General features: G+C 44.5%; 12 protein-coding genes and 2 pseudogenes. 10 read left to right on the top strand and 4 right to left on the bottom strand.

From position 1 onward, the window contains the following. Positions 1-547: 547 nt before the first annotated feature. The 3 genes from EXU57_RS21920 to EXU57_RS21910 all read right to left on the bottom strand — a co-directional run bounded on the left by EXU57_RS21920 (position 548) and on the right by EXU57_RS21910 (position 3,348). The gene (locus EXU57_RS21920; RefSeq protein ID WP_133270405.1) at positions 548-967 is read right to left on the bottom strand and encodes a hypothetical protein; all 420 of its coding nucleotides are present in this window, start codon (positions 965-967) and stop codon (positions 548-550) included. Positions 968-1,585: 618 nt separating this feature from the next. Next, positions 1,586-2,275, bottom strand: a complete 690-nt coding sequence (locus tag EXU57_RS21915) for a response regulator (protein WP_133270404.1) — start codon at positions 2,273-2,275, stop codon at positions 1,586-1,588. After that, positions 2,272-3,348 carry a DUF4118 domain-containing protein gene (locus EXU57_RS21910; protein ID WP_133270403.1) on the bottom strand — a complete coding sequence of 359 codons (1,077 nt, stop codon included), beginning with the start codon at positions 3,346-3,348 and terminating at the stop codon, positions 2,272-2,274. The genes EXU57_RS21915 and EXU57_RS21910 overlap by 4 nt, the downstream gene beginning before the upstream one ends. Before the next feature lie 149 nt (positions 3,349-3,497). Here EXU57_RS21910 and EXU57_RS21905 point away from each other — a divergent pair, with 149 nt between their 5' ends. From EXU57_RS21905 to EXU57_RS25965, 4 genes and pseudogenes are all read left to right on the top strand, one after another. Further along, positions 3,498-4,949, top strand: coding sequence for a KUP/HAK/KT family potassium transporter (locus EXU57_RS21905; RefSeq protein WP_317130040.1), 1,452 nt, complete (start codon positions 3,498-3,500; stop codon positions 4,947-4,949). Positions 4,950-4,964: 15 nt separating this feature from the next. Further along, a pseudogene (locus EXU57_RS25840) lies at positions 4,965-5,465 on the top strand (KUP/HAK/KT family potassium transporter); the annotation flags it as partial. Then, positions 5,465-6,232: pseudogene (locus tag EXU57_RS21900) on the top strand (outer membrane beta-barrel protein); the annotation flags it as partial. The pseudogenes EXU57_RS25840 and EXU57_RS21900, both read left to right, overlap by 1 nt. Positions 6,233-6,270: 38 nt before the next feature. Beyond that, positions 6,271-6,591 carry an outer membrane beta-barrel protein gene (locus EXU57_RS25965; protein WP_133270401.1) on the top strand — a complete coding sequence of 107 codons (321 nt, stop codon included), beginning with the start codon at positions 6,271-6,273 and terminating at the stop codon, positions 6,589-6,591. A 91-nt stretch (positions 6,592-6,682) separates the two neighbouring features. Here EXU57_RS25965 and EXU57_RS25465 read toward each other — a convergent pair whose 3' ends face one another. Further along, a complete protein-coding gene (locus tag EXU57_RS25465) occupies positions 6,683-7,132 on the bottom strand; it encodes a CorA family divalent cation transporter (protein ID WP_207955567.1) in 450 nt (149 codons plus the stop codon). Between the two features lie 1,656 nt (positions 7,133-8,788). On the opposite strand from EXU57_RS25465, the gene EXU57_RS21885 reads away from it, so the two are divergent. The 6 genes from EXU57_RS21885 to EXU57_RS21860 all read left to right on the top strand — a co-directional run bounded on the left by EXU57_RS21885 (position 8,789) and on the right by EXU57_RS21860 (position 22,155). Then, positions 8,789-11,794: a SusC/RagA family TonB-linked outer membrane protein gene (locus EXU57_RS21885; RefSeq protein ID WP_165958239.1), complete on the top strand. Its 3,006-nt coding sequence runs from the start codon at positions 8,789-8,791 to the stop codon at positions 11,792-11,794. Between the two features lie 13 nt (positions 11,795-11,807). Continuing rightward, positions 11,808-13,265 carry a RagB/SusD family nutrient uptake outer membrane protein gene (locus EXU57_RS21880; RefSeq protein ID WP_165958238.1) on the top strand — a complete coding sequence of 486 codons (1,458 nt, stop codon included), beginning with the start codon at positions 11,808-11,810 and terminating at the stop codon, positions 13,263-13,265. A 21-nt stretch (positions 13,266-13,286) separates the two neighbouring features. Further along, complete coding sequence (locus tag EXU57_RS21875; RefSeq protein ID WP_133270398.1) at positions 13,287-13,985, top strand: hypothetical protein; 699 nt, start codon at positions 13,287-13,289, stop codon at positions 13,983-13,985. A gap of 266 nt (positions 13,986-14,251) precedes the next feature. Further along, positions 14,252-16,513, top strand: a complete 2,262-nt coding sequence (locus tag EXU57_RS21870) for a glycosyl hydrolase family 95 catalytic domain-containing protein (protein WP_133270397.1) — start codon at positions 14,252-14,254, stop codon at positions 16,511-16,513. Between the two features lie 312 nt (positions 16,514-16,825). After that, the gene (locus EXU57_RS21865; protein ID WP_243745687.1) at positions 16,826-19,270 is read left to right on the top strand and encodes a glycoside hydrolase family 2 TIM barrel-domain containing protein; all 2,445 of its coding nucleotides are present in this window, start codon (positions 16,826-16,828) and stop codon (positions 19,268-19,270) included. A gap of 308 nt (positions 19,271-19,578) precedes the next feature. Next, positions 19,579-22,155: a glycosyl hydrolase family 95 catalytic domain-containing protein gene (locus tag EXU57_RS21860; protein ID WP_243745686.1), complete on the top strand. Its 2,577-nt coding sequence runs from the start codon at positions 19,579-19,581 to the stop codon at positions 22,153-22,155. The last annotated feature ends 4 nt before the right edge of the window (positions 22,156-22,159 follow it).

Genomic DNA, 22,159 nt, shown 5'->3' with positions numbered 1-22,159 from the left:
ATACATTCGAGAATTACTTAACTCCAGTTCATAACCGCTCTTTGCTTACTGATCATCCACTTTTACAAAGGGGGTCAACATCACCGGAATAGGGGGGTCAATATCAGCGGAATTTACATCTTGAATACGCTTAACATAAAGAAGGAAATTACGGGTACTGGCTCCCGCAATAAGACTATGACAATTCCGAAACGCAAGTATTACGGATAGGTTACTGATATAAATTTTATGATAGTAGTATTAGGCACGGCAGCACCCTGCTTTCAGGTATGAATTTCTAGGAGTTTTTGCGTGAAAACGGAACAGGGTGATCGAACTGGAACAGTTATAAAGGCCGTTAAAGCGAAAAAGCTGTTTGTCTTTAGAAGCTGGAGGATCGAACCGTCAGCACACTTCACATGGTCAGGATTGGTTCTAAAAACTCAAAGGATCAATGCCAAATATGTTACGGAAAAACAATAAGCCCGAGCGAAAAGCCTATTCTACCTTTAAATTTGAAGGATCCCCTGAAAACCAAAGCTGATATGTTTCAAGCGGAGCGGTTTTTCTATACGTTATTGAGAGCTTTTTTGATTTTTGAAACTGCTATCTCCAAGGTTGAATTATCTAGGGTGGGAGGTTGATTAAGGTTTGGGGTTAGTCTTTTTTGAGCTTCATACTCACCAATATAATGATCGAATGACTCTTCAATCAATTTTCTAAGAATCTCTTCACTCGGCTCAATTTCTATGTCATATATTCTAAAATCGATACACTTGTAGAAATAGAATTTCTCCTGCAGTTCTTCTATTAATCTATATTGCCAGGTTATTTCGAGATCTTGGGACTTACTTTCTGTTGAGTATAATGGCAACTTAACTGTTGCATGGAACGACGTTACTACATGCTGCTTCTTTCCGACTTCAAGCTTACGGGCAAAACTTGTAGGGAAACTGCTTCCACTTGAACCCAAAAACTTGAAATTCATAATAAGCGATATTTAGTTCTCTCGAATATAAAGCTTTCCGAAAAGATAAGCTTCCCGACTCATCCTTTATATCCGTAATGGGATCTTTATGGACATAGAAGCCTTTCCGCTACTCTGTAGAACAGCTCCATTTAATCAGGAAGTGCTTCGCCAAGTTCCGAAAGAGCCACGGAAGAATCCAAGGGTCAATCAGACAGTCACTAGGATCGGACATTTGTTTTGCTTGTTTTGTTAGCTGTATGGATTTCGTTAACATTGTGGGGTGCTTGCTCCATGTCTAAATCTTCCGAAATCTTACTTTTATACTTTTAAGGCATGGCGTATTTGACCAACGAAACTGCCCCATTTACATCGAGTAGCAACCTTTTTAAGTCGTGTTCATAGTACTACAAACTACCGAAAACCAAAGTATGCCACAACTGCAATTACAAACATTTGTAGATAGAGGATGTGGGTTAAGTTACTTACAAGTAATGTCATCTATGTTCAGGATGGGTTTGAAACAATGATCAGATAAGTACAAGAGTTCGACTTCCAACAGCTCTACAGGTAAAACGCCAGATGCAGTATTAATTCGGCTTTGAAACGTCATGCAGATTGCGACAAGTAATTCTGATTTCAACTTGTGGTGCTTACAAAGCGGTAACCTATCCCGGCTTCAGTTAACAAGTATTTTGGCCTGTTTTGGTCGTCTTCAATCTTCTTTCTGATTTGGGCTACGAATACTCTTAGGTACTGTGATTGACTGATATATCCAGGGCCCCAAATGGCTCTTAAAAGGTATCGATGTGTCATTACCTTTCCTTCGTTGCGAATGAGCAAGGCTAACAAATTGTACTCTGTTACCGTTAGTTTTACTAACTGGTCATGTTTCCAAACTGACCGGGTGCTTAAATCAACTTTTAAATCTTTTAAGTGGAAAACGGTTTCGCCCTCCTCGGTGTTAATGGTACGTAGTGTAGAACGCATACGTGCCAACAATTCGCCAGTGCGAAAAGGTTTTGAGAGATAATCGTTTGCTCCGTTATCCAATGCTTTGATAATGTCTTCTTCATTTTTTTGGACGGAAAGTATGATCACAGGGTTTGTGTACCATTGTCTCAACTTCTCCAAGACAACATGGCCGCTTTCGTCAGGAAGTCCGAGATCAAGGATGATAAGTTCGGCCGGATGATTTGAAGCCATTATTAAACCTTCTCTTGCAGTTGCTGCAGATCTAAAGCTAAAACCGTTGCTTTTAAGGGTGATCTCGAGCACTTTTCTGATTTGCGGCTCATCATCAATTACCAATACCTCAGCCTTATTCATTGGATGATTGTTTTAAACATAGATGTCTTTACCGGAATGGAGATCATAAATCGGACTCCTTTCTCATTTGTACGTACCAACTCAATTGAGCCTCTTAATGCTTCAGTGAAACCTTTGACAATTGAAAGACCAAGACCTGATCCTGATGTCTTAAGTTCTTTTGTTCGAGAAAATTTATCAAAAACATCGCGGAGGTTTACGTCTTTAAAGCCTGCCCCATTATCCTGGATGAGTATGCTTAGAAGGTCTGCATGGCATGTAATGGCAATTTCGATCTTGCAACCTGTAGGCGTGTGGATCGCTGCATTGTTAAGCAAGTTATATATGATTTGATCCAACATTCCCTTATCAATCCTGCATAAAGGCATGTCCTGGTTGACGCTAATATCGATCCTGCGCAATGCATGATTTTCTTCAACCCTTCTTACAACGTCATAAACAAGTTCTACAACGTCGCACCAGTCATTGTTCGGTTGGATGTGACCTGACTCAAGTCTGGAGATGTTCAGCAGATTTTCGACTTGTTGATTTAATCTTAATGATGCTCTGGAGATCTCGTATACCAGTTGCTCTTTGTCTTGATCGGTCAGGTTCCGATTGGCTTGTAAATTGTCTGTTGCGCCAAGGATAGCTGCGATTGGTGTTCGCAACTCATGGGACAGAGAGTCCAAAATGGTGTTGTAAAGCTTTACACTATTGGCCTTTTCCTCCTTTATACTAGCGGCTTTCTGGATTTTACGCATGCGATTAGTCAGCACGCCGTTGATCATTGCAATTACGAAGTACATTACCAGCAAAATCGTGTCCTCAGTTGTTTCCACGTGTATCGCATACTTAGGCGGTATAAAGAAGAAGTCCCAAATGATTGCACTCAATGCCGCTGCCAGTAACACAGGCATTATGTCAAATGTTATGGCAAGTAACGAAACTGTGAGTAAAAGCAGAAGTGCTGTAACCCGATAACTTATGACGCCGGAGAACGCATAGCAAATAGTCGCTACACACAGGATTGTAGCAACGCTGAATGCATATTGCTGCCTCTTTGGTAGGGTGTTAAAGAGAAAGCTATCCATGGATCAAATATTTTGTCAAATGTACTTTTTAGATTTTGGAGCGCAGATGTGGTCAGCAGCATTGGACATAAAGATTTTATAAGGATTTCACCTGGTTATCCAATTTCCGCATGTCGTTGCTCTAGTTTTGGGCCCCAAAAACGTCTGACATGTCTTCGCATAATCGTGTTTCAGCTGCCGGGGTTTTGATTGCTCTCGGTATCATTTATGGCGACATCGGTACCTCGCCTCTTTATGTAATGAATGCTATTATTAGCGGAAAAACCGTCACGAACGAACTCATCGTAGGAGCGCTGTCGCTTATTATTTGGACCCTTACCCTGCAAACCACCATCAAGTATGTCATCCTGACCCTTCAGGCGGATAACCGCGGCGAAGGAGGTATTTTTTCACTATATGCCCTGGTACGCCGCAGAAAAAAATGGCTGGTAATCCCAGCGATGCTTGGAGGAGCAGCTCTTCTTGCAGATGGGATGATTACTCCACCTATTTCGGTTACTTCTGCAGTTGAAGGATTAAAGCAGATTCCTGGCCTGCAGGATATCAGCCAATGGATGGTGGTATATATCGTTATTGCGATCCTGTCGATACTTTTCTTTGTCCAGCAATTTGGATCCGCATTTATTGGCAAATCATTTGGTCCGGTAATGACCGTTTGGTTCACGATGTTGGCCCTGCTTGGCATCTCTCATTTTTCGGATGATTTGTCTATACTAAAGTCATTTAATCCGTACTATGGCATCAAGCTATTGGTAACTTATCCAAGCGGATTTTACATCCTAGGCGGGGTATTCCTATGCACCACAGGAGCTGAGGCGCTATATTCGGATCTGGGCCATTGTGGGAAGTGGAACATTCGTTATTCCTGGATCTTTGTAAAAAGCTGTCTGATCATCAATTATCTTGGACAAGGAGCATGGTTACTTGCAAATCACACGGGAAAGGTTATCACCCCGGAGATGATTGAGAAAGGTTTCAATCCCTTCTATGGCATCATGCCTCAATGGTTCCTCTACTTTGGTGTTGCCATTGCCACCGCAGCAACAATCATTGCTAGCCAGGCGTTGATCTCGGGCTCGTTTACCCTTGTAAGTGAAGCAATGCGACTAAATTTGTGGCCGAAATTGAAGATCAAGTATCCTACCGAAGCCAAAGGGCAACTTTATGTACCCGCAGTTAACCTGCTACTATATGTTGGATGTATTGGGATTGTTCTGTACTTTAGAAAAGCATCTAATATGGAAGCGGCTTATGGCCTGGCAATCACAGTAACGATGATTGCGACTTCAATACTATTTGCAAACTACGTGGTTACCCATCGGGTAAAGCCACTTTTAGTGGTACTTTACCTGGCGGTGTACCTGACTATCGAGCTGAGTTTCTTTTATGCAAACTTAGAGAAATTTCCCCATGGCGGATTTGTAACATTAATTGTGGGCGGTATTTTATTCCTGGTTATGTACGACTGGTTCCGGGCGCGAAAGATCAAGAACAGGTATATGGAGTTTGTTCGCCTTGAGGATTATATTCCAAAACTGCAGGAACTAAGCAACGACCGATCAGTACCCAAGTATGCCACTCACTTGGTTTACCTCACTTGAGCAGACAACCCAAAGGAGATTGAACATAAGATCATCCACTCAGTGCTGGTGAAGAAGCCAAAGCGTGCAGACATTTATTGGTTTGTCCATGTCGATACGGTTGACGATCCCTATACTGCTGAGTACAACGTTAAACACATCATCCCTAATGATATTATCCGGGTTGAATTTCGACTGGGCTTTAAAGTACAACCAAGAATAAACCTGTTCTTTCGTAAAGTGGTACAAGACCTTGTGCAAAACCGGGAGGTTAACATTATGAGCAGATATGAAAGTCTTGAAAAAAGTAATGTTGTTGGAGATTTCACCTTTGTCGTAATGGAGAAGTACCTCAGCCAGGAGAATGAGTTACCCATTCTGGAGAGGCTAATTATGCGTTTGCATTTCTGGATTAAAGAAATCTCATTATCGGAAGAGCGAGGTTTCGGGCTCGACCCTAGTAATGTTGTGGTGGAAAAGTTCCCACTGATTGTATCTCCAGTTGCCAATCTGCAGCTAAAAAGAGTTGATGATTAATGAAAAAATTCTCCTTCATAATAGTGATTGTACTCGGTAGTTTATTCCCTTGCGTAACGGGCAGAGCACAAGATACGTCAACGCAAAAGCCGACATTAGAAAGCAGAGTATATCTAGATGCGTATTATTCATACGACTTTTCAAAACCTGCTACCCACCAAAAAGCTCCTTTTCTATACAATTACAACCGGCACAACGAAGTGAATATAAACCTTGCACTTGCAAGTCTGAGCTATAAGAGACAAAGAGCAAGGGCTACTTTGGGTTTAATGACGGGAACCTATGCACAATATAATCTGGCTGATGAACCTCAGGTGCTGCGCCATGTCTTTGAAGCCAATGCAGGAGTGAAACTATCAGCTCATGAAAACCTCTGGCTTGACGCAGGAATCCTGCCATCGCATATTGGATATGAAAGTGCAATCAGTAAAGATTGCTGGACGCTGACCAGGAGCATACTTGCTGAAAACTCGCCTTATTACGAAGCTGGCGCAAGGCTTTCTTATACAACCATTAATAAGAAATGGTATGCCGCTATCCTACTTCTAAACGGATGGCAACGCATAACACGAAGAGCAGGCAATAATACACCTTCACTTGGTACACAGCTAACATACACACCTTCGGATAACTTGAGCATCAACTGGAGCACTTTCGTTGGCAACAACGAGCCAGATAGTGCAAGGCAGTGGCGATATTTCAATAATCTATATGCGGTATGGAAGCTAAATAAGGCATTAGGATTTACGATTGGTTTTGATTATGGAATGCAACAAAAACAGCGCGGGTCTTCTAATTTCAATACATGGTATTCACCAGTGTTTTTCATGCCGCTGACCTTTATTGCTGGCATTTTCTCCGCTATGAAGGCAACAAATGGGTTGCAGCTGCAAGAGCTGAATACTACAGTGATAAAGCGGGAGTGATTGTGCCCCCTGTGAATGCACAACCTTTCCAGATGCGCGGCTACTCTTTAAACATTGATAGAAAGATAACCGACAATGCTATTTGGAGAATTGAATTTCGAATGCTGCATAACAGCTCACCCTACTTTAAACAAGGCAACCGTTTTGCTTCAACCAACTTCTTTGCTACTACTTCGTTTGTGATTGACTTAGTTAACTAACGCAAAAGTGTGCGCGTACAATACTTTAGGAATGCGTAATCAAGTAGAAGTTAATGAAGAGCTTTAATCTCTGCTCTATTTATTGCGCCTCTTACAACCATCTCTTTTTCCTAAACCAAAGATAAATACAGAAAGCAACTACCAACATAAGCAATAGTACTCCTGGATAGCCCCACCGTTGCCTTAGTTCAGGCATAAACTCAAAGTTCATTTTATGTGCGAGCGATGCTTCGCGTTTTATGAGGTATAATCCATGCATCTGATCGTTATTAGTATTTCTTCCCATGATCTCCTTTTCATAAACATCTACCTGCTCGGAAAGGTAATTTGCACGGCCGTCGAAGGTTTCTAAGGCACCCCAAACGATCTTCGATATTACTTCGGTTGTAGAAAAGCATTTGCCTGCGGAGAGACAACGTTTACGGATAGGGTTCAAAAACAGACAATCTCCCTTGTGGATGGTTATGATGAAAGAGCTCGAATAGACAATAGTTATTTTATCAGTTAGTTCCTGTATGTTGTAATTTATATTAACATGCAAGTTCAGGTCTCAACGTTTAGTTGATTTACGATTTTTAATTGCTTTTTACCAAAGTAAGCTATTGACCATCTAGTAAACTGAATATTCCCTTGTGAGTTCAGCTAGACGTTCGGGATTGCCAAAAAGGCTCTTATATACTAATTTCTGGTGTACCAGGCTTTCTCTATGCGCACTGCTGCGGATACCTTGTTGACTTCAGAAAAAGTTTGTAACGGGAGGTGTTCCAGGATTTCTAATGGTGGAATAAGTAGGCTCCATGCTGCAAACGTTAAGGTACGGGCGCTCTGTTTTACAAAAAAGCTTGTTTTATAATACATGCACCGATCGATTACCCGGTCTGAAGTCGAGACTTAGATTGCCGAGCACCTTTTATTTAAGCATCTTCGGCTTGCTTAAATTGCGTAAAGAGCCAATGAGGATCGATCGAAGCAGCCAAAATAATTGAACTGCGGGTGATTACCTTAAGGGCGCTATGCGGCTAATCAAAAAAAGAAGCTATCATCAAGCTTCTTCAACTAACTCCGCAGTAGGCTAAACGTCCAAGGTACTGGGTGCACCGGTGTAGAACCGAGGTATCCAGGCCCTTTCTGCCTTCCTGAAAAGGCTTTAAACATCGGTAGGTTCGTGTCTTCAACAAATATGCTCTTAATTTGAAGTATCCGTAATGGTATTTATATGAATTGAGTATCGGTGTAGTAGGAATTCAAAACGAAGCTTTGGGTTAGCCCATTATACTAACAATATCCGAATTCAACAATATAATATTTGCTCTTCTAGTTCTTATATTCTGTTTAATCGGCTTATATTAATAGATCACTACAAAACGTTGCTAGTAAACGTACCGTAATTTCAGTCGTGCAGTTTGTTAAAGTGGAAACACCGTTGTGATATCTGTTTGCTGCTCGGCAGATATATCAGTACTCAGGATCGTATCTGTCTAAAACACTTTTCGCTTATGTTAAGCTGCGAGGACCGTTGGCATTTAACATGATGACTTCATGCCGTGATTTCTCATCAGGTAAATGTTACAGAAGCCACTTGCAATTGAAAATTGCCTGCCTTGAAAGCAATCACACCTAGTATTGACGATAAGGTCGGGTTGGTATGGTCAACAACTATTGCTTATCAACAGTATGCTAAACAGCAGGAACCAGAAAATATCCGGGATAACAATACGCTAAGTTCAAGCATAGTGCCCTTCTTTGTTTGGCAGAAGCGCCGGAATATGAGGAACAACGATATTAGGCTAAGTTTTTACAAAAAAAGAAGGTTATCCTATTACCCCATTTTTCATATGACTTGGAAAGCATTTCACATCCAACACATTGATTGTTGAGTTTTTCGCAATGCGTTTAATAACCTTCATATTCATCAATTAGGGCAGATTGTACAGGATAGTATGTCAAAATAGCTTATTAATATGACAATTCTGTGAAGCTGCAATATTTAAGGAAAGACGTAATTGCACCAATTTAGTAAATTTACGAATTACGTTACCGTTCGCTGGTAAGCGAAGCTTCAAACGATTGCCATATGCAAAAAAAATCTACTAATTGGATTTTAGCCAATCTCGTTATTGGCAAAGCTCAATTTTATCTCCTATTAACCTTCCTGTGCTTTTGCTGCGTGTCGGCTGGCTTTGCACAATCTATACCGGTGTCCGGCACAATTAAGGATGCTTCCGGGAACAATGTGGGTGCGGTTAGTGTGAATGTTAAAGGCAGCAACGCCGGTACAACCACCGATAGTAGTGGCCGATATACCATAAGTGTTCCAGGACCAACAACTACCCTCGTGTTTTCTTCCGTTGGCTTCGGATCGCAGGAGCAGATCGTAGGTTCAAGAAGAACGATCAATGTAACCCTTAGCACCACTGCTTCAAGTCTTGATGAAGTAGTTGTTGTAGGTTATGGTACACAAAGAAAGAGGGACGTAACGGGGGCAATTACATCGGTGTCTGCTAAGCAGATAGAAGAGCGCCAGGCTGTTAATCTTCAGGACGCCTTACAGGGCCAGGCGGCAGGTTTGCTCGTCATTAATGATGCAGGTGAACCGGGCGCCGAGGGAAGCATTACTATTCGTGGTGGATCGACCTTCTCCAGCGCAGGAAATTCACCCCTTTACGTGATCGACGGGGTAGTTGGGGCGAGTGCTACTAATCTAAACCCAAACGATATACAGTCGATTGATGTACTGAAAGACGCTGCTTCCTCTGCAATATACGGTTCTCGTGCTGCGAATGGAGTTATCATTATCACGACTAAAAGAGGGCAGGAGGGCAAGCCACGAATTGATGGCAGATACCTTCATACCTTTGGATGGCTCGCCCATAAATTAAGACAGGCAAATGCAACGGAGGTTCGTATGTTCCGCCAGCTACAAGGTAGTTCAGGTGGAAGCACCGACTCGCTGAATCCCGGGTTCAATGTAGATAACGATTACCAGGAAGCGCTTACCCAACTCGCTCAAAAAGATCAATACGACCTAAGTATCAGCGGCGGCGCAAAAAATCTCTCCTACTACAACAGTATACGATTTGTCAACGACAAAGGATTAATCATCAACAGTTGGGGCAAGCAGGCATCTATAAGAACAAACATCGATTTTCAGCCTTCTGCCAGGTTTAAATGGAGTAACCGTTTTCAGTTTGGCTACAGGAAGCGTAACAATATCAATGAAGGCAATACCATTAACCAAACCTTTCAACGACCTACGAATTACCGGCTCTACCTGCCCGATGGTTCGTTAGCCGGGTACATCAGCGGAAGGCGAAATCCTCTTGCCATCGCTTTACTGGACATTAACAATGAAGAAGATTATACCGGTAGCCTGTTTAGCCAGGTGGAGTATACATTATCAAAAAGCCTGAAGTTTACCGGTAATGCAGGACTGGATTATGGCGAGAGCCGCGATGTTACATTCACCCCCAAGTTCAATAACTCCGATGGTATCACCAACTCGGGTAGCGAAGGCTTCTCGAGGGCTGTTGGTTGGCAGGTTCAAACGTTCTTGAACTACAGTAAAACGTTCAACCAGGATCACCGCCTGTCTGCTTTATTAGGTTTTAGTGCAGAAAGAGACCAGTCGAACAGCTCAACTATCGCCGGCCGCAACTATGTAAATGAACAGGTGCTTACACTGAACTCAGCCCGCGAGATCATTACCACGTCAACAAGAACATCCGGTGGTGCCAATACCCTTGCTTCCGTTTTTGAGAGACTGGAATACAGTTACAAAGGAAGGTATAGTGTCAACGGGGTCATTCGTCACGATGGATCCTCCCGCTTTGGCAAGGACAAACAATGGGGCCTGTTTCCTTCCGCAGCATTTGCGTGGCGTTTTTCTGATGAAAAGTTCATGGCATTTGCAAGTAGCATCCTCAGCGATGCAAAGCTCCGGATCAGCTATGGTCAAACAGGTAATGAAAGTATTGGCAATTATGAAGCACGCCAACGTTACGGATTTGGCAGTTATTACTACAACGGCGTTTCGGGTATAGCTTACGGCAATACACTCGGTAACGAAGACTTATCATGGGAAAGCAACATACAAAGCAATATCGGCCTTGACCTCACCTTTCTTAAAGGTCGGATAACCGTGAATGCAGACTACTACGTAAAGACTACAAAAGACCTTTTGTACAACCGGCCGCTTCCGCGTGAAACCGGTTTTAACGACATCAGGGTTAACCTTGGCAGCTTCGAAACAAAGGGGTTTGAATTTGCCGTAAATGCTACACCTATCCGAAAGAAAGATTACGATTGGAACATCATAGCCAACACAACGGTTTACCGCGGTACAGTAAAGCAGCTTTATAATGGCGAGTCTTTTATCGCCGGAAACACTTCCGACGGTGGTAATGCCGGCTGGCTGATTGAACAGGGTTCTCCATTAGGCAATTTTTATGGTTGGAAAGCTTTAGATGTTTACGCTTACAATGAGTCAAATGCTTACGACGAAAACTGGCAAAAGCTCACACCCAATTTCGACGCTGCAGGAGCATTCACCGGGTACACGATCGACGGTAAACCATACACCGGCAAGGTGAATAGTTTGTATGGTAAAGGAGCCAAGCTAAGAGCTGGCGATGTTGAATTTGTAAACTACACCAAAGACAGTGTGATTGACGATAAAGACCGCACGATCCTTGGGAATGCGCAGCCTTCATTTTACGCGGCAATCATCAACACTTTCAGGTATAAACAGCTTTCCCTCTCGTTTACCTTGAATACCATGTGGGGAAACAAAATCTATAATAACGCAGCCAGGGCCCTTGACGACTACGGAACCTCTAACATTATTCCCCGCCCACAAACCATTTATGACATGTGGCGCAAACCCGGCGATATTACTGCGGTGCCACCTTATACCAGCCGGAATGATCGCGGTAGTATGCGGATGAATGACAGGTGGCTTGAAGACGGATCTTTTCTACGACTGGCTTACCTGCGGTTGACTTACGGCCTGAAGCCTAAGCTTGCAAAGAAACTTTTCATGCAGGGTCTAAACGCATACATCTATGGCAGTAACCTGGTTACGTGGACAAATTACAGCTGGTTTGATCCGGAATTTTCATCAAACGACCCATTGCAGATCGGGCAGGATGGCGGCCGCTATCCTCGAAGGCGTGAAGTTGGATTAGGACTCAATGTTAACTTTTAAATTCTTGGGATATATGAGGAAAATATTAGTGCTGTTTGTGCTCTCAACAGCTATCACCATTACCGGCTGCAAAAAGTTTCTGGATGAAAAGCCGCAAACGGAAATCGACGCAAGCTCTTACTGGAAAAACGAAGACGATATCAAAACCGGTCTTGCTGCCATGTACGACGGCTTGCAAGTGACTTTCGATAACAACTACACTATCTGGGGCGATGCAAGAACCGACGAAGTAGAAACAACAATCTATGGCGACGATGCATATGTGGTAAACGGTTTAAGTGCGAACACCACAGGATCAGACTGGAGTCCTTTTTATAAAACCATAAACAGGGCAAACCTTTTAATAAAGTATGTGCCCGTAATAAAAAGTGAATATGTTATTTCACTAGATCAAAAGGTGTTAAATTATTACCTGTCGCAGGCGTATGCCGTAAGGGCATTCAATTACTTCTGGATCGTTAGGTTGTGGGGCGATGCACCATACTGGAATGAACCGTTCGAAACAATCGGCACCGACCCGTATCGCGAAAGAATGGCTGCTAACCAGGTCCTCGATAGTATTACTGCTGATCTTGAAAGGGCAGTAGCACTGTCACTAAATTCAACCGGTACCCCTAATGTTTATGAAGCATCTCTCGGCGCTATGTATTCAATGCTGCAGGATGTAAATATGTGGCGAAAGAATTATTCCAAATCGGTTGAATGGTTTACAAAGCTTGATGCATTGAGAACCGGAAGTGCGCGCAGGTATGATACCGTTTCCCGTGCACAATGGAAATTGCTTTTTACCGCACCAAACGATGCAACAAATAACAAAGAAAGTATCTGGAGTTTGCCCTGGGATTATATCGTAGATGGTGGTGCAAGTGTCTCAGAACTGATCGGTGCAGGTAATACCAACAGCGACTTTATCGTTGACGATTCAGTGTGGAAATACTGGGTTGCTACCCCAGTAGATATTCGGGGTTACCAGTCTATTGATCTTAGGGTGCCGGCCAGGGATAAGTTCAATAAATTTTATTTGTTAAATGCAAATGGTACAACTACCTATCCTAATGGATCACAGGCGAATATTCTTTTCCCGCTTTACAGGCTTGCCGATATGTACCTGCTTCGCGCCGAAGCCGCCAACAAGTTAGGCGACCAAACTACTGCCTTGCGATACCTGAACATCATTCACCAGCGCGCAGGCTTACCGGCTTACCTTGCTGCCGATTTAAATAGCATTGCAAAGATGGAGGATGCCATCCTTGAAGAACGCAAGCTTGAATTGTACATGGAGGCGAAACGTTGGTTCGACCTTGTTAGAACGGATAAGGTTATACCTGTCATGGATCAGTATTACCGCGATCGTCAACTCCGTCGTGGCACCGTTCCCACAGGGTTTGGTGACCCGAGAACCATTCTCTGGCCTATTAATAGAACAGTGTTGAACTCTAATCCAAAGCTCGTTCAAAACGTTCCTTACTAAAATGCTCAATAGATATTCAAAATGATTGGTAGTATAAAGAAGTTCACATCAATCCTGGTAATAGCCGCTGTGGTATTGGCTGGTTCAACGGGATGTAAAAAGTTTATCGGCCTCGAACGTCAAACCGACTGGGAGTTTACACCCGTAACACTTGACCCAAACGTAAAAATGAGCGCATGGGACTACCTGAAATCACGGGCACTTGGCAGCGTTCCCGCAGATACTGTTTTTAAGCGGATGTACCAGGGCATCATCTATTCTGGAATCGACACCAATGAGTACAACAAGCCAAATCGCACCTTCATTTTCCTGCACAATGATGCAGTCCGACGTGTGGTAAGCAACCTTGTTCAGCCGGACAGTTACTTTGGTTATTACAGAGTGGGCTCCCCTTTGAGGCCAGCCAATAGCTGGGAAGAGTATCCGCAGGATTCAGTGAAAATGTGGTTAAGTTATCTTATCGTAGACGGTGTTTATAATTTCGATAACCTGACACCGGTGAATGTCGAAGTGCCCACTTTAATGAAAAAGGGTATCAATCCACGCAACCCGGAAAGCGTAATCAACCTAAGAGTTGAGAACTCTGGTAATTACCCGATAAGAATAAATGACTTCGTGGGCACATTGCGCGCAACAACAGTGCGAAGCGGCGGGTACGTTACCACTAATGGCGCCATGCATGTGGTGGACCGGATAGTTGAATACAACAGGGCGCCGTAGCGAGTTGCAGGTGAAAGTATCTCACATCGCAATATTGATTACTACCGGATAACGATTTCTACTAAAAAGATAAGAAGTCTTTTTTGGGCCGGGCGAACTGGCATTACCTTCATTGTTGCCCACCCAGATGAACCGGTTCGGACGGGCGTCGCACACTTGTACTGTTTGCACGTTTTTCGGCTATTCTTAGATACCGACCACATTTCGGTTTGCAAAATGCATCACATTAAGCATCTACACCTTACATCTGAATTCAAGATCCGGAAATGAAGTCTGTGTTTTATTCAATATTGCTGTTACTTGTATTGCCCGCCAGGGCCCAGGTGATGTTCAATGTGAATGAAAAGGCGTTCTTTTCAAAACAAGACCTGGTGTTCGACAGCTTGTCCACCAAATGGGAAGAAGGCGCTTTCCTGGGTAACGGGTTGTTAGGGGTGATGGTGTATCGCGAAAATGAAAATGCAATCAGGTTCGACCTTGGCAGGACCGATGTTGTCGATCACAGGCCAGGCATCAATCCGTCAATTGGTAGGGCACGATTGCCCATCGGACGATTTGTATGGAGGGCCTCATCAAACATCAGGGAAATAAACCTGCGACTTGATCTCTGGAACGCCGAACTCACCGGAACTGTTTATACCGACAACGGACCTGTTCAGCTACAGGTTTTAGTACCCGCCACAAAAGATATTATCTTGGTGAATACCACTGCTCCCCGTACCGGAAAGTTTTTTGACTGGGAATGGATGCCGGAGAAATCAATTAGCCCCTTCTTGACCCTTGGACGCGACAGTGCTTCAAAATATGAATCCAACCCCGACTTTGTTATTTCCAAGGAAGCCCATATCAACTATAATTACCAGCAATTATTCGTGGGTGGAAGTTATACAACCGCATGGCAGGAGAACAATAGCACCAACAAAAGTTCTTTAATTATTACTGTTGAAAACACCTACCCCGCTGACAATTCGAAGGCACGCGCTAAACAGGTTTTAGATGAAGTTTCTTTAACCAGTGTACCATTATTGATCAACGTACACCGGTCGAAGTGGCACAACTTCTACAGCAAAAGTTTTATCTCCATACCCGACAGCAGGCTTAATGCGTTTTGGTGGATACAACAATATAAGATGGGTTCTGCAACCCGGGTAGGTTCATATCCTATCGACCTCATGGGTCCATGGTATAAACCCTCGCCATGGCCAAAGTATTGGTGGAACCTCAACATACAACTTACATATTATCCTTTCTTCTCTTCAAACCATATCGAACAAGCATTACCACTGTTGAAAATGGTTGACGATCATATTGGTAATCTCTCAAAAAACGCTCCTGCGCCTTATCACCACAATTCAGCTGCTTTAGCGCGTTCAGGTCCGTATGATATGGTTTCCCCGGTGCGGGTGTTAAAAGGTAATGATAGCACCGGGGCAAGTTCTGCTTCCTTCGAGCTTGGTAACCTTACGTGGTTATTGCATGTATACTGGCAGGCCTATGAACATACCATGGACAAGGACTATATGAAAAGCATTTACCCGGTGTTGACGAGGGCAATCAACTATTACCTTAACGTGGTGGAAAAACAGGCCGACGGCAAATACCATCTCCCTTATACTTATTCTCCGGAATACCCAAAAGGCATAACCCGGGATGCCAATTATGACTTGTCTGTGCTGAATTGGGGGTTAAAAACCCTGTTGTACGTGAATGACCAATTGAAATACAACGACACACTAGCAGCTAAATGGAAAGAAATCTTGGGCAACCTCACACCTTACCCACAGGACCAGCTGGGCCTGCGGATCGGCCGTGACGCTGATTTTAGTATTTCGCACCGGCACTATTCGCACCTGTTGATGATCTATCCCATATACGACATCAACTGGGACCAGACTGCAAACCATGATCTTATCACACGATCACTAAAACAATGGGAGAGCCATGATGAGGCCTGGCGGGGTTATTCTTACAGCGGGGCCGGCTCTATTCATGCAATGATGGGTGAAGGAACAATTACCTGGAAACTGCTGAATGAAATGATCGACAAGGGTCGCTTTGCGGTAAAGCCCAACACCATGTACCTCGAAGCAGGTCCCGTAATTGAAACTCCTTTATCAGCAGTAACAACCATCAATGAAATGCTGCTTCAAAGTTGGGGCGGTTCGATCAGGATATTTCCGGCAGTGCCTGCTGAATGGAAGGAAGCTTCGTTCGATAAATTGCTTGCCAAGGGTGGGTTCGAAGTAAGCGCTGTTCGTAAAAATGGGCAGACTCAATTTATTCGCATAAAGAGCCTGGCAGGCGAACCTTGTCTTGTTAAGACAGGTTTGACCGCAGATGTGAAAGCATATGGTAAAAGAGTATTCAAAGTAACAAACCAAGGCGGCGATAGGGTCGCAATCGACCTTAGAAAAGGGGAGGAAGTGGTGTTGTATGCGGGAGCTAAGCCCCTGGTATTTACCATGATGGAAGCTGCAACCGACGGTAAAAGTAATTGGTGGGGATTGCATGCGCCACAAAGGCGCTAGTGCGCAAAGCAACAAAAAAAGGTAAATGGCTTAAGGGCTGCAGGGGAATAATAAAAGTAAGAAGGCGACCACAAAAGACAGTAAGGCAAAGGAACGCAAACAAGAAATAACCAGCCGCCAGGGCCTATCTGGGTTCTTGAAAGGTGGGACGGCTCAAACAATAGAAAGATACCTTTGCGAACCTTGGTGCCTTCAGCCTTGGCGGTTAAGCCGAATAAAGAACCAACAAGTACAAGAGTGCGACGCAACGATGTCAAATTAATAAGCATCTGTTCGGTCCAAAAAAAAGAACCCGGGGATAAAAACATGAAAATGAAGTCGATTTTAACTGTGGGTATCCTCTTGTGTTGCCAGTATTTATTTGGACAACAAAAAACAAGGTTGAACAACGATTGGCAATTTGTAAAACAGGATCTCGGTGGCATTTGGGAGGCCGTACGAGCCGTTAAAAAGGGCAATCCCGAAGAGGTGCCATTGTGGACCAACGTAACTTTACCACATTGTGTCAATGCAGAAGATGCAGTTGACCCTGATGTGAATTATTACCAGGGACCCGCCTGGTATCGTACACAACTCAAAATAAAGAACCCTTATCCGGGTGGCAGAACACTTTTACATTTTGAAGGCGCTGGTCAGAAATCTACGGTTTATGTTAACACAACTTTGGTGGGCAGCCACGTAGGTGGATACGACGAATGGACGGTTGACATTACGGATGCAGTTGATGCCTTTAGAAAAAACGCTGCATCACAAAAAGAACTTAAGATACCTGTTGCTATTCGGACCGACAACAGTCGCGACCTCGAAATGATCCCGTCTGACCTCTCTGATTTCAACCTGTACGGCGGCTTGTACCGATACGTGAACCTGGTATATGTGCCTGCACTATCCTTTGAACATCTGTTCGTTCAAACCGAAACAGATAAGGACGGACGTGCAGGAAGACTTAGCCTCAGGGCAAGGTTTTACAATCCTTTAAAGAGCAGCAATGCAACTGTAGCTGTCAAACTATTGGATCCAAAAGGCAGGGTTGTACAACAACTTGAAAAGAAGCTGGCGGATTTATCAGGTGATATAGCGATCGGGGAGATCAGCGTGAAATCACCACAATTATGGTCAACAGAGCTGCCGGCCTTATATACCGTTCAGACGACAATCCAGGATGGTACAAACAGCTGTACCCGGGTTGAAAAAACCGGTTTCAGAAACTTCGAATTTATACAAAAAGGCCCCTTCATGTTAAATGGTAAGCGGCTGTTATTAAGAGGAACACAACGGCATGAAGACGGCGCCGGGGTAGCAGCAGCGCTAACAGAAGACATGATCCGAACCGAGTTTTTACTGATGAAGGATATGGGCGTAAATTTTATCCGGCTTGGCCACTACCAGAACTCGCGGATAGCGCTTGAACTTTGTGACAGCCTCGGCATATTGGTATGGGAGGAGATCCCTTGGTGCCGCGGTGGTTTAGGTGGGGACGTGTTTAAGGCGCAGGCGCGTCGCATGTTAACCAACATGATTGAACAACATTACAATTCTCCCTCCGTCATCATTTGGGGTATAGGCAACGAAAATGACTGGCCTGGCGACTTCCCCACGTTTGATACAATAGCGATCAGGAATTTCATGAGTGAACTGAATACGATTTCACATCAGCTTGATCCTTCCCGTAAAACCGCCATCCGCCGTTGTGATTTCTGCAAAGACATTGTTGATGTTTATTCGCCCTCTATATGGGCAGGTTGGTATCGCGGTATCTATACCGAATACAAAGACGTTTCGCGTGCGGAGTTTGAAAGGGTAAAACATTTCCTTCATGCAGAATGGGGTGGCGACAGCCATGCCCGCCGCCATTCTGAAACTCCCGATAAAGCCCTGCAGAAAGTAGGCAAGGCAGGGGCAGCGGATGAGCGTTCCGGCGACGCTTCCCTATTTGGGGGTGCCGCGCGGGTATCGAAAGATGGCGACTGGAGCGAAAGTTATATCTGTAACCTCTTCGACTGGCACCTGAAAGAACAGGAAACTATGCCATGGCTGACTGGTGCGGCACAATGGATATTCAAGGATTTCTCTACTCCTGTTCGTCCCGATAACCCGGTGCCCTATATGAATCAAAAGGGCTTGCTTGAAAGAGACTTTACGAAAAAAGAGGCATACTACGTGTTTCAATCTTACTGGACAAACAAACCCATGTTGCACATTTACGGCCACTCCATGCCAGTTCGGTGGGGCGACGAAGGCGAAACAAAAATGGTAAAGGTGTATTCAAATTGCGAGGAAGCGGAGTTGTTTTTAAATGGCAAAAGTCTTGGTAAAAAACGTCGGAACAGCCAGGACTTTCCGGCGGCGGGTCTTCGTTGGGAAACGCCGATGCACAAAGGAAATTATACGATAAAGGTTGTTGGGCGGAAAGGAAAAGAGCAGGTCTCCGATCAAATCAATTTTGAATATAGGTCTGAAAAGTGGGGCAAACCTGCTAAAGCAACGCTTCACAAGATGAACGAGCAAAATGGCATTTGCACAATCGAAATAAAGCTTTTTGATGCAAAAGGGGTGCAATGCCTCGATGCTGTAAACTGGGTTCGATTTGCACTTGCGGGCGACGGTAAATTAATCGACAACCAGGGAACCTCAACCGGATCGCGATATGTTCAAATGTATAACGGAAGAGCAATTATAAGGGTGCAGGCAAATGGTGGTAAAAGTGTGGTCAGTACCAAAGTGGACGGAGTTCCGGCAGCATTTGTTGAGCTGTAAACTGGGATTTGCGAATAACGGATTACGAATTACGGATTAGTGTCGGATAAAGAATCGAAGTGTGGTAAATATCATTCCATCTTGTATTTGGCTTAATTGATGGATCTGCCATTTAGCTGATCGACATACGGCAATCAAGGTCGTTTAGTTAAGCCCTTTGTACTTAAAATTTGCTGAGTAAAGCAGTAAGGTACAAGCCCGCCCGTCCGAATGCGGCGCGGGCGGGCAACGATGCAACATCAGAATTTCTATAGTCGGGTCCAAAAGAACTCCTCAACTAAACAAACACTTCAATCATAACATACCTAATGTACATGAAGATAATTAGCAGGGTGATAGGGTTAATGATAGTTGCAGTTTGTAACACACAGGCACAATCAACAAAGCCTGCCGGCGACCTGCGCTTGTGGTACGCGAAACCCGCTGTTGCCTGGGAAGAAGCACTGCCGCTGGGTAATGCAAAAACCGGCGCCATGGTATTTGGTGGTTTCAGCAACGAGCGTTACCAATTAAACGACAATACGCTTTGGTCGGGTTATCCCAACCCCGGCAACAACCCCGATGGTCCCGCTATTTTGGCAAAAGTACGGGAGCAGATTTTTGCAGCTAACTGGGACAGTGCCACCAAGCTCTGGAAAAAAATGCATGGTCCTTATTCAGCGAGGTATCTCCCAATGGCGGACCTCGCATTACAGTTTAAACACACTGACTCAGCCACAACATATTCCCGTGATCTGAACCTGGCAAATGCGATAGCCTCAGTTAAGTACCGTGTCGGTGGCATCAACTATAAGAGAGAAACCTTGATCAGCTTCCCCGATAAGGTTCTAGTAGTGCGGATTACGGCAGACAAAAAAGCTTCAGTAAGATTTACGGCTGCCCTGACCAGCAAACTGCGTTTTAAAACGGCTGCCGTAAATACCGATCAACTGGTATTAAGCGGAAAGGCACCAAAATATGTTGCAAACCGGGAATACGAACCACAACAGGTTGTTTATGATTCCACAGGCGGCGAGGGGATGACGTTCGAGGTGCACCTAAAGATTGTCAACGAAGGTGGTTCTGTCACCAAATCAGGAAGCCAGCTTTTGGTCAAAGATGCGGACGCGGTTACACTATACATTTCGAATGCCACAAGCTTCAACGGCTTTGCTAAATCTCCAGGGCTGCAGGGCAAGGATCCGTCCCTGGAAGCAAAGGCAAATTTGCACGGGGCTTCAACAAAGTCATATGCTGTTCTAAGACAACGCCACGTTGCGGATTACACAGCCCTTTTTAATCGGGTTCAGTTTAACCTTGGCACGGATGGGGAAGCTGAAAGGTTGCCCACAGACCAGCGACTACTTCGATATGCCCATACCCAAAAAGATAACCAGCTCCAGGTATTGTACTACCAGTTCGGCCGATACCTGATGATCAGCAGCACACGCCCGGGTTCCCGGCCCACAAACCTGCAGGGCATTTGGAACGACGCTGTGCAACCGCCATGGGGTAGTAACTACACCACGAATATTAATACCGAAATGAACTATTGGCTGGCAGAGAACACGAACTTATCGGAATGCCACCAACCGCTATTTGACTTCATGAAGGAACTTGCTGTCAATGGTGCACAAACGGCGAAGGTAAACTACAACATAAAGGAAGGATGGGTTACCCACCACAACTCCGACCTGTGGGCCAAAACGTCGCCACCCGGCGGCATGGGATGGAACGACCCAAAGGCTATGCCCCGATGGAGTGCATGGCCGATGGCGAGCGGCTGGTTTAGTACACACTTGTGGGAACACTACCTGTTTACCGGCGATAAAAAATTCCTGCAAAACGAAGCCTATCCATTAATGAAGGGTGCCGCCCAATTTTATCTGGCCTGGTTAATTAAAGACCCCGTCAGTGGCTACCTGGTCACCAACCCATCCACATCACCCGAGAATACCATAAAAATCAATGGTAAAGAGCACCAGCTCAGCATGGCATCCACAATGGATATGTCGATCATCAGGGAATTGTTTACTTCAGTAATTAAGGCGGCAACAATATTAAAGATCGATAACAGCTTTAGCAGCCGGGTACAGGCGGCAAAAGAGCAATTATATCCATACCACATCGGGCAATACGGACAGCTTCAAGAATGGTTCAAAGACTGGGATGATCCCAAAGACACCCATCGCCACATCTCACAACTGTTTGGATTATACCCCGGCAACCAGGTCACCCTGAATGCTACGCCGGAACTTGCCGCCGCCGCCAAACAGTCACTTATACATCGGGGAGATGTTAGTACAGGTTGGTCAATGGCCTGGAAGATCAATTGGTGGGCCCGATTACACGACGGCGAACATGCTTACAAGATACTTAGTGCAGCCTTTACCTATATCGATCCCACCAAAGAAAAAGCCCAGATGAGTGGTGGTGGTACTTATCCCAACCTGTTCGATGCCCATCCGCCATTTCAGATTGATGGAAACTTTGGTGCGACAGCCGGAATGACCGAAATGTTGTTGCAGAGTCATGACGGGCAGCTATCCCTGTTGCCGGCATTGCCTGTAGCATGGAAAGATGGTTCAATTAAAGGCATAAAAGCAAGGGGCAATTTTACAGTTGACCTCAATTGGAGAAATGGCAATCTCATCAACGGCAAGATTCATTCAGCATTGGGTGGTAATTGCCGGCTCAGGACAAATACACCGGTTAAGATTGCCGAAGTGAAGTTCACTCCCGCAAATGGGAGTAACAGTAATGAGCTGAATATGGTGTACGGTATGCCGCCGTACAAAAAAAACGAAAACGCAAAACTCGTAGCGGTCGACACTGCAAAAGGTTATGTGATAGATTTTAAAACAGAAAAGGGTAAAACCTACACCGTAGTACCATCCGGTAGATAATTAG

Source organism: Segetibacter sp. 3557_3 (assembly GCF_004354985.1).
Taxonomy (GTDB): Bacteria; Bacteroidota; Bacteroidia; order Chitinophagales; family Chitinophagaceae; genus Segetibacter.
Note: the sequence above shows the minus strand (reverse complement) of the source record. Positions and strands in the feature narration are given on the sequence as shown.